6 protein-coding genes are annotated in these 7,716 nt (G+C 67.7%); 3 read left to right on the top strand and 3 right to left on the bottom strand.

What is annotated here, in order from left to right; all coding sequences use genetic code 11:
- The first annotated feature begins 21 nt into the window (after positions 1-21).
- Genes FHS87_RS09775 through FHS87_RS09785 form a run of 3 tightly spaced genes read left to right on the top strand, consistent with a single transcriptional unit; the run spans position 22 to position 3,285 of the window.
- Positions 22-1,962: an HAD-IIIC family phosphatase gene (locus FHS87_RS09775; protein ID WP_184516992.1), complete on the top strand. Its 1,941-nt coding sequence runs from the start codon at positions 22-24 to the stop codon at positions 1,960-1,962.
- Positions 1,959-2,207, top strand: a complete 249-nt coding sequence (locus FHS87_RS09780; protein ID WP_184516994.1) for an acyl carrier protein — start codon at positions 1,959-1,961, stop codon at positions 2,205-2,207. Before FHS87_RS09775 ends, FHS87_RS09780 begins: the two co-directional genes overlap by 4 nt.
- A gap of 4 nt (positions 2,208-2,211) precedes the next feature.
- Positions 2,212-3,285 carry a hypothetical protein gene (locus FHS87_RS09785; RefSeq protein WP_184516997.1) on the top strand — a complete coding sequence of 358 codons (1,074 nt, stop codon included), beginning with the start codon at positions 2,212-2,214 and terminating at the stop codon, positions 3,283-3,285.
- A 182-nt stretch (positions 3,286-3,467) separates the two neighbouring features.
- On the opposite strand, the gene FHS87_RS09790 is transcribed toward FHS87_RS09785, so the two are convergent.
- From FHS87_RS09790 to FHS87_RS09800, 3 genes are all read right to left on the bottom strand, one after another.
- Positions 3,468-4,745 carry an outer membrane beta-barrel protein gene (locus FHS87_RS09790; protein ID WP_184517000.1) on the bottom strand — a complete coding sequence of 426 codons (1,278 nt, stop codon included), beginning with the start codon at positions 4,743-4,745 and terminating at the stop codon, positions 3,468-3,470.
- Between the two features lie 705 nt (positions 4,746-5,450).
- Positions 5,451-6,098: a sugar transferase gene (locus tag FHS87_RS09795; RefSeq protein WP_312861950.1), complete on the bottom strand. Its 648-nt coding sequence runs from the start codon at positions 6,096-6,098 to the stop codon at positions 5,451-5,453.
- Between the two features lie 659 nt (positions 6,099-6,757).
- Positions 6,758-7,716 (bottom strand): mannose-1-phosphate guanylyltransferase/mannose-6-phosphate isomerase (locus FHS87_RS09800; protein ID WP_184517006.1); only part of this gene is annotated, 959 nt, incomplete at its 5' end.

Here is a 7,716-nt window from a genome sequence, read left to right on the forward strand (position 1 = left end):
ACCTCGCGAAACGGGAAAGACATGGAACAGCTCGCCTGGCTTCCAGCCCATCCGGATCTCGCCGTGGCGATCACCGCGGCGCGCCGCGAGGCCGATCCTTCGGCAGCCCTTGTAAAAGCCGTCCGCCTCGCCGGCTATCGGCGGGACTTCACGGCGACTGGCCGCATCGACAAGCTTGCCGCCCGCGCCCTCTCCGAGGGCGCGGAGCCGGCGGCGGCGGGGCTGATGCCCTATCGGCTCGCCATCCTCGCTTCCCACACCGTCGATCATCTGGCGCCGGGCATCCGCGTGGCGGGCCTCGCGCGGCGCCTCGCTCTCTCGGTGCATGTGGCGCCCTACGGGCAGTACCGTCAGGCCCTGCTCGGCCATGATCCGGAGCTGGAGGCCTTCCAGCCCCAGATGGTCCTCCTCGCCCTCGATGCGCGCGACGCGCCGCTGAACCTTCCGCTCGAAGCCTCCGAGGAAGCGGTGGCGGAGGCGGTTCGCGGCCGCGTGGAGGAGTTGCGGACCCTCTGGCGCCGTGCGCGGCAGCGCTTCGCCGCGCAGGTCGTGCAGCAGACCCTGGTGGCGGCCGATCCGCCCGTCTTCGGCTCCTTCGAGGGGCTGGTGGCGGCATCTCCCACCGCGATCGTCGAGCGGCTCAACGTCGCCATCCGCGCGGCGGCGCGGGAGGAGGGCGTGCTGCTGCTCGACCTTGCCTGGGTGGCCGCGCGGCACGGGCAGGGGATCGGGCTTGCGGATCCCGTCCGCTGGCATCAGGCGAAGCAGCTCGTCAGCCACGTGCTCGCGCCCTTCTACGGCGATCTCGTGGCGCGCATCGCGGGCGCCGCCGCGGGCCTCTCGCGCAAGTGCCTCGTGCTCGATCTCGACAACACGCTCTGGGGCGGGGTCATCGGGGATGACGGCATCGAGGGAATCAAGCTCGGGCAGGGCAGTGCGACGGGCGAGGCCTTCCTCTCCTTCCAGCGCTACGCGGCGCTGCTGGGCAAGCGGGGCGTCATCCTGGCCGTCTGCAGCAAGAACGACCTGGCGGTGGCCGAGGCGGCCTTCACCAACCACCCCGAGATGGCCCTCAGGCGGGCCGACATCGCCTGCTTCGTGGCGAACTGGACGGACAAGGCCAGCAACCTGCGCCACATCGCGAAGACCCTCAACATCGGCCTCGACAGCCTCGTCTTCGTCGATGACAACCCGGCCGAGCGCGACATCATCCGTCGCGAGCTGCCCGAGGTCGGCGTGCCCGAACTACCCGAGGACGTGGCGGGCTATGCCGAGCGCGTGGCCGATGCGGGATACTTCGAGACCGTCTCCTTCACCGCGGACGACGCGGCGCGCGGGCGCGCCTACGCGCTGAACGAGGAGCGCCGGGCCGCGCTGGAGCAGGCATCCGACATGGATGGCTACCTGCGCGGGCTCGGGATGGTGATGACGGCCCGCAGCATCGGCGCGGGCGACCTGCCGCGCGCGACGCAGCTCATCAACAAGACGAACCAGTTTAACCTGACCACGCGCCGCTACACCGAGGCGGCGGTGGAGGAGCTGGCCACCAATCCCGAGGCGCTCGCCCTTTCCGTGCGGCTCAGCGACAAGTTCGGGGACAACGGGCTCATCAGCGTCATCCTCGCCCGGCCGGATCCCGCCCTGCCGCGCGGCGAGCTGCTGATCGACACCTGGCTCATGAGCTGCCGCGTGCTCGGCCGGCAGGTGGAGCAGGCGACGCTCGGCGTGCTCATCGAGGAGGCGCGGCGGCGCGGCATTGAGGCTCTCGTCGGCGAGTACAGGCCGAGCGGGCGGAACAGCATGGTGGCCGAGCACTATGCAAGGCTTGGCTTCACGCCCTGCGCCTCGCCGGAGGGTGCGCAGCCGGACGCGCTGTTCTGGCGCCTGGAGATTGGCACGGCGACCGTGCCAGCCCATTTCATCCAAGTCGAAACCAGCATCGAACAAGCGGTGATGTCATGACCGAGGCCGAAGTCTACAGCAACCTCACGAGCGTCTTTCGGGAAGTCTTCGACGACGACACCCTGCAGCTGACCCCCGAGACGACCGCCGACGATGTGGATGGCTGGGACAGCGCGGCGCATGTGAGCCTGGTCGTCGCGGCGGAGATGCGGTTCGGCCTGCGCTTCCGCACGGCCGAGTTGGAATCCCTGCACAACGTGGGCGAGTTCGCTCAACTTATCCAATCCAAGCTGGAGGCACGCTGAAGCCATGTCTGCTCCCGCATCGGAGAGGCGCGTCGCACCCGGCCGGGCCGGATCGGGCGGGGGAGGGAAGGGGGATGCCCCGCGCGCGGAGATCAAGCCGCGCTACATCTGGACGATGCTGGGGAGCCTGGCCGGGAGCTTCCTGCTCTTCTATCTCTTCCTCTTCGGCCTGTCGGCGACGGACAACCTGCCGCCGCCGAGCTTCGCCAACTCCATCTGCGTGGACGAGAAGCTCGCCTTCCACCGTGAGAACCCGGACCGCAGGCCCAACCTGCTCGTCATCGGCTCGTCCGTGGCCTGGCGGCATTTCGACGGGGACGTGGTGGCGCAGGAGACGCCGGCGGCGATCCCGCTCAATGGCGGGTTCTGCGGCCTCACGGCCAACCAGAGCGCCTATGCCGGCAACTGGCTTCTCCAGCATTACTCCGGCGTGCGGGAGGTCCTGCTGATCGCGAGCCCTGAGGACTTCAAGGCCTGCACCAAGTTCCGCACCGAGGTCTTCGACGCCAGGGATGCCGACGCCTATGTCTTCGGCAAGGCCTCCCCCTGGCCCTACTACATCAAGTACTTCTCCCCGGGCTCCCTCCTGCGCAACGCGATGACCGTGGCGAAGCAGCGCTCGGGAGAGAACGCGGTCGATCCGCTGGTCTTCGACCGCTACGGCAGCGGGCCCGTCCGCATGACGGGGGACCGGGACACGCTGCTCTACGGCGCTGTGGAACGTCTGGACCAGACCTGCTTCGAGGCTCTCGGCCAGATGGCAGCCAAGATGAAGCAGGAGGGCCGCCGCCTGATGGTCGCCTCCACTCCCATGCACCCGGAGTGGAGGGCCCTCTACGACGCCGATGGCGCGGTGCTCAGGCAGTTCAGCACGCGGATCCGCCAGGCCATCGAGCCTTTCGGGGGCGAGTATTGGGATGCGGCCTCGGCAGGGCTGATCGGCGAGGAAGGGTTCTATGACGGCATCCACCTCCGCTGGTCGGCCGTCGCGCCCTTCAGCGCGGCGCTGGCGCAGCAGTTCCAGTTCGGCCGCGCGCCGGTCTCGGTCGCTGCCCAGAATTCCGACCGGAAGCTGTAGTACGAAGACAGGACCGGCCGCCCTCGGCGGCCGGGCTCCTGCATCGGGCACGCTTGAATAAGAAAGGGGCCTCCGGCATGTCCGGAGGCCCCTTTCTCTTTCCCGCTCCGGGCCGGCTCGGCCAGCACCGCCTGCGGCCCCGTGGCCGGGAGCCCGCCCGGCCAGCCGGGCGCAGGCTCTGCCTACAGGGAGAAGCGGAGGCGGAGCTGCACCTGGTTGCGGCCGTACTCGCTGACGCCGTTCGGCGCCTCCAGTCGCTCGGTGTGCTGGTAAAGGCCGATCAGCGCGATGTTGCGGTTCAGCGACCAGCGCGCCTGGACGAGTCCGATGCCGTCGGAGACGGTGCCGACGCCGCGGGGATACTGCCGCCGCTCCGCCCGGATCTCGCCGCTGACGATGACGTTGCGGAGAAGTTCATGGTCGACGGTCAGCCGGGCCGCCGTGCGGGTGAAGCTCACGCTCGATTCGCGGATCGACTCCTCGATCGTGCGCGAGAGGCCGAGCGAGAGGGTGGTGAGCTGGGTCGGGACATAGGTGATCTGTCCCTCAAAGGCCGCGCCGGAGAGGGACTTCAGCCCGGGCTCCTCGTAGTTCCGGTTACGGTAGCCCGCGACGAATCGGCCCTGCCACAGGCCCGTGAAGTCGTACTGGAGGCCACCCTGGGCCTCCCAGGTGAAGGAGTCGCGGCCGCTCTGCGAGGCTTCGCGGTAGGTGATGTCCTGCAGCCGCACGAGGGCGAGGATATAGCGGCCTGGCACGAAGGCGTAGTCCGCCGTGAACTCGCCGAGGAGGATGTTGTGGTCGTTGACGGAGGTGATGTCTCGGAAGTTGCCGACCGTCACGTCCTGGTACCGCTGCAGCCGGTAGTCGACGGTCGTGCCGAGGCGCACCCGGTTGAAGGCCGCCGTGCCGCCGACCTGGAAGATGTCGGTATCGAAGGGAATCGGAACGCGCGACCCTTCCTGCTGGACCTCGAAGTTGTCGGTCTCGTAGTGGCTCCGGATGTGGTCGTAGCGGAACTGCAGCGATGATGCCCGGCCAATGTCATAGCGCCCGAAGGCGCCGGCGCTGTAGTCGAGCCAGTTCAGGTCGCTGTCCTGGAAGTACTGCCGCGTTGCCTGGCTCGCGGTGACGCCGAGCGCGTGCCGGGACCAAGTGGTCGCGCCGCTGACGGCGAGCTGCTGCTGGGCGAAGGCGCCGGTGCGCTTCTCCCCCTGGCCGGGCACGAGGTTGTCGTCATAGCCGACGCCGGCGTCCACGGACGCGTCCAGCCGGAAGCCGGGGAGCCTCACGCCCAGCGGGTCGAACTCGGGCCGCTGCCGGGTGAGGACCGTGACGCCGCGGGCCGTGTCCTCGGCCCTGAAGGTCGTCTGCGCCTCCGCGGAGAGGGGCGGCAGCAGCAGGGTCAAGGTGCTGGCCAGGGAGGTGGCCACGAGGGCCCGGTGCGAGCTGGGTTTCATGGGACGATGCCGGACCAGGGATGCGAATGACGACTGGGCGTTCATTCGTCCATCGTATGAGACGGCTATCCGACCGACTAGCCTTCTCACGAGATTGACGCAGCATCGGCTTGCCGGCGTGTGGAATTGGACACGCCGGAGCGGTGGGGGAGGCTACCTGCTTGCGGCGATGTGGCGAGGGTGGTGCCGGGCATGGCCGAGGCGCTCGCAAAGCGCGTTCGGGCGATCTCGGGAGACTGGTCAGCTCACCGGCAGACAGGGTGTGAAGCTCAAGGACCGTTTGGCCCGGCCTTGGTCAGAAGAGGATGAAGCCGATCGCGAGCCAGAAAGGAATGGAGAGAATCAGGCCAACCACGATGCCGAAGGCGGGACCCCTGCCTCTCTCGATCGTGGCAGCCCGGTCCTTGTCCATAAGGCGGCGTTCGACGCTCCCGTGAGAACCGGGCCACCAAGGCCGCATGGTCGTCGAACGAACCAGTCCAACCATCGTCCATCACCTTGTTTCAGGGACGTTAACCTCGCTTCAATCGAGTTAACGTCCGACTACCAAGGGAGGAAATCATAACTTGATTGTGATATCAAGTGATGGTGCTGCCGGTAGGATTTCGGCCTAGGCGACCCCTGCCTTGCTTGACAAACGCAGGGGGCTCTGCCTGGAAGGAAGGGCAGGGGGGCCTGATCAGGGCGTGACGCTGAGCCCCGTGCTCATACCGCGCCCCGCCTCATCAGAACCGCCGGCACGGTCTTGGCCAGGATCTTGATGTCGCCCCAAAGGGAGAAGCTCTGGACGTACCGGGCATCGAGCGCGACGCGCTCGCTGTAGCTCGTGTCGCTCCGGCCGCTCACCTGCCAGAGACCCGTGACACCAGGCCTGACGGCGAGATAGGCCGACGCCGCGGGCCCGTACTGCTCGATGAGCTCGGCCTGCACCACCGGCCGGGGGCCGACCAGGCTCATGTCGCCGCGCAGCACGTTGATCAGCTGGGGGAGCTCGTCGAGACTCGTCGCGCGCAGGAAACGCCCGATCGGCGTCACGCGCGGGTCCTTCGGCAGCTTCCGCGTCCGATTCCAGAGATCCGCCGCAACAGGGTCCTGCGCGAGCAGCGTCGCCAAGGCCTGCTCCGCATTCGGAACCATGCTGCGGAACTTCAGGCAGCGGAAGGTACGCCCGCCCCGCCCGACGCGCAGGTGACCGAAGATCGCGTTTCCACCATCCGACCTGACGATCAGCGCGATGGTCAGCATGAGGGGAAGCAGGATGACGAGCATCGTCGCCGCGAGGACGATGTCGAGGCCCCGCTTCGAAGCGAGCTGCCATCCATGCTGCCCAACGTCTAGGTCGATCACGCGCACCGGCCGAAACGCGCCCTCCCCGTCTGCTCCGGCGACGCGAGCGGCCACACTCGTATCAATCATTCGCCAAGATCCTCCTCAGCTGCAGATCGGCGGCCTCCCTGCCCACAGATCCCAAAGAACGACGAGCCTCACCTGAACTCTTGTGTACATATCTTCACACTCCTCAGCGATTAAGCAATCTGTTCTAAAATCACGTAATGCTGAGCCGCGTCTCGGGAAGCGAGAACATGAAATGACACAAAAAGAGCATCACGATGACAACCGAAGGTTGAGTGAAGCGTTCCTGTATGGCGGGACGATTGAAATCTTCCCACTTTGATCCCGTCGTGCCTGCTCCATTAGCTCCCGAATATTGCGGGAATGGGGCAGCATCAGGCGGGAATACAGGCGAGCAACACCAACTCGGCATCTTCGTGCGAAGAGGCTTTCAGTTCTGGTGATCCGGCGACGCAGCGTATTCCGGCAGGACGAAGCTCATTCGACTGCCCTAGGTTTCCACCCCTGCGCCACCTTTCGAAGACTTGCTCGGACGTTCGGGCCTTGGAAACGCCGCGGCCCGGTCTGTGTCATGCGCTGACCGGGCCGCCCGCCTCAAGGAAAAATCCCGGCATCACCGTAAACAACAGCGTGGGCGGCCGGGCGAGAAGCTCGCCCTCTCACGTTCTCCCGTAAGTATCCTCGAAGCGGACGATGTCGTCCTCGCCGAGGTAGGCGCCGGACTGGACCTCGATGAGGGTGAGCGGGATCATGCCTGGGTTCTCCAGGCGGTGGACCGAGCCGAGGGGGAGGTAGACGCTCTCATTCTCGCGCAGCAGGATGCGCTCGGCGTCCCTCTCGACGATGGCGGTGCCGTTGACCACCACCCAGTGCTCGGCGCGGTGGTAGTGCTTCTGCAGCGAGAGCTTCTCGCCCGGGCGGACGAGGATCTTCTTGACCTGGAAGCGGTCCCCCCGGATCAGCCCCTCGTAGTGGCCCCAGGGGCGGTACATGCGCCGGTGCGACCCGGCCTCGGGGCGGCGCGCGGCCTTCAGCTGGTCCACCAGCTTCTTGACGTCCTGGGCCCGGTCGCGGGCGAGTGCCAGCACCGCGTCCTCGGTGGCCACCACCACCACGTCCTCCAGCCCGACCACCGCGGTCAGGATGCCCTCCGAGCGCACGAGGCAGTTCCGGGCATCCAGCAGCTCGACCGGGCCATGGGTGGCGTTGCCCGCCCCGTCCTTGGGGCTGACCTGCCACAGCGCGTCCCAGGAGCCGACATCGGACCAGCCGAGATCGGCCGGCACCACCGCGGCCCTCTCGGTCCTCTCCATCACGGCGTAGTCGATCGAGATCGAGGGGGCCTCGGCGAAGGCCGGCCCGAGGCGGACGAAGTCGAGGTCGCGCCCCGCCGCCCCGGTCGCCTCGCGCACGCTCGCCAGCAGCCCGGGCGCGAAGCGCTCGAGCTCGGCGATCAGGGTCGAGGCGCGGGCGATGAACATGCCCGCGTTCCAGAGGTGCCGCCCCCCGGCCAGGAAGGCCGAGGCGCGCGCCGCGTCGGGCTTCTCGACGAAGGAGGCGATCGCGGACACCCCCTCCGCCCCCTCCAGCGCCGCGCCGAGCTCGATGTAGCCGAACC

This window comes from Muricoccus pecuniae (assembly GCF_014199205.1).
GTDB classification, from domain to species: domain Bacteria; phylum Pseudomonadota; class Alphaproteobacteria; order Acetobacterales; family Acetobacteraceae; genus Roseomonas; species Roseomonas pecuniae.